This window comes from uncultured Agitococcus sp., from assembly GCF_937920075.1.
Taxonomy (GTDB): domain Bacteria; phylum Pseudomonadota; class Gammaproteobacteria; order Pseudomonadales; family Moraxellaceae; genus Agitococcus.
On sequence record NZ_CALETI010000227.1, the window covers coordinates 1 to 1910 of the forward strand.

At 46.0% G+C, this 1910-nt stretch carries 2 protein-coding genes; both read left to right on the forward strand.

What is annotated here, in order from left to right; genetic code table 11:
- On the forward strand, nt 1–300 hold a 300-nt coding region (locus Q0212_RS08115; protein WP_297924354.1), incomplete at its 5' end, for a P-II family nitrogen regulator.
- 91 nt (nt 301–391) lie between these two features.
- Nucleotides 392–1906, forward strand: a complete 1515-nt coding sequence (gene amt, locus Q0212_RS08120; RefSeq protein WP_297924356.1) for an ammonium transporter — start codon at nt 392–394, stop codon at nt 1904–1906.
- The last annotated feature ends 4 nt before the right edge of the window (nt 1907–1910 follow it).

The window sequence follows — 1910 nt, forward strand, 5'->3', positions numbered from 1 at the left end:
GATGATGTTCGCGAGAGCTTATCTGACATTGGCGTGCAGGGTATTACCGTTACCGAAGTGAAAGGTTTTGGCCGTCAAAAAGGTCATACCGAACTTTATCGTGGCGCAGAATATGTGGTTGATTTTTTACCTAAAGTCAAAATCGAAGTGGCAATCGGTGATGATTTAGTTGACCGCGTAATTGAGGCAATTACCAAAGCCGCAAATACGGGCAAAATTGGCGATGGCAAAATTTTTGTCACCTCCTTAGAACAGATTATTCGTATTCGCACTGGCGAGACGGGTGTTGACGCTGTTTAAGCCCAATTCTAGGACTCGCGCAATTTAAAAATTCCCTTAGGCACAAGTCCTTATTTTTACTCCCCCTTGGCACTCACATGGAGAAACCATCGTGAAGAAGATAATTCTTGCCCTTAGTTTGAGTGGCGCGCTGCTTGGTGCAACACCACTCTATGCAGAAGAGTCTGCTGCACCTGCGGCTGCTCCTGTTGCTACTGCTACCGTTGAAGCCAGTGCAACTCCTGCTCCTAGTCCCGAAGCTGCTCCTGTTGCAGCACCAGCCGAAGCAGCTCCTGCTGCCGCTGCCCCTGCCCCTACTGCAAATAAAGGTGATGATGCTTTCTTAATGATTTGCACAGCCTTTGTTATTTTAATGTCTATTCCCGGTTTAGCATTGTTCTACGGTGGCCTAGTCCGTAAGAAAAATATGTTATCTGTGCTAATGCAAGTCTTCACGATCTTCTCCTTAATCAGTGTCTTGTGGATGGTGTACGGCTATAGTGTTGCATTTACCGAAGGAAATGCCTTTTTTGGCTCTTTATCTAAAGTATTCCTCAGTGGTGTCACCGCTGACTCTTTAGCAGCAACATGGAGCAAAGCAACACCAATTCACGAAATGATTTATATCGTGTTCCAAGGTGCTTTTGCCGCAATTACTTGTGCATTGATTGTCGGTGCTTTTGCTGAGCGTGCAAAATTTGCAGGTATCTTAGCCTTTATGGTGTTGTGGTTCACCTTCTCTTATTTACCAATGGCACACATGGTTTGGTACTGGGCAGGTCCAGATGCTTATACCAGTGCTGATGCTGCTACTGCCGCTACTGCAACTGCTGGCTGGTTATTCCAACATGGTGCTTTAGATTTTGCAGGTGGTACAGTTGTTCATATTAATGCTGCTGTTGCAGGCTTAGTAGGTGCTTATGTGATTGGCAAACGTGTTGGTTATGGCCGTGAAGCGATGTTGCCACACAATATGGTAATGACCATGATTGGTGCAGCTTTATTATGGTTCGGTTGGTTCGGTTTTAACGCTGGCTCTGCTTTAGAAGCTAACGGTATTGCTGGTTTAGCCTTCCTCAACACATGGTTAGCCACTGCTGCTGCTGCAATTTCATGGATGGCCACTGAATGGATCTTCAAAAGCAAGCCTTCTATGTTAGGTGCTGCTTCTGGTGCAGTTGCTGGTTTGGTTGCTATTACACCAGCTTGCGGTTTTGTTGGCGCAGGTGGTGCTTTAGCGATTGGTTTAATCTCTGGCGCTGTTTGCTTATGGGGCGTACATGGTTTGAAGAAGATCTTAGGTGCTGACGATGCCTTAGATGTGTTTGGTGTACACGGTGTTGGTGGTATCATTGGTGCGCTTTTAACAGGTGTGTTTGCTGCTCCATCTTTAGGTGGCACAGGCATCTGGGATTATGTGGCTAATGGTGTTGCTGCCGACTACAACATGCTTGCTCAAGTTAAAGTACAAGCAATTGGTGTCGTAGTCACTATCGTGTGGTCGAGTGTGGTTGCCTTTATCTGCTACAAATTAGTTGATATTACTATCGGCTTACGTGTCAGCGAAGAAGAAGAGCGTATCGGCTTAGACGTAACATCTCACGGTGAACGCGCATACAACGACTAATTTT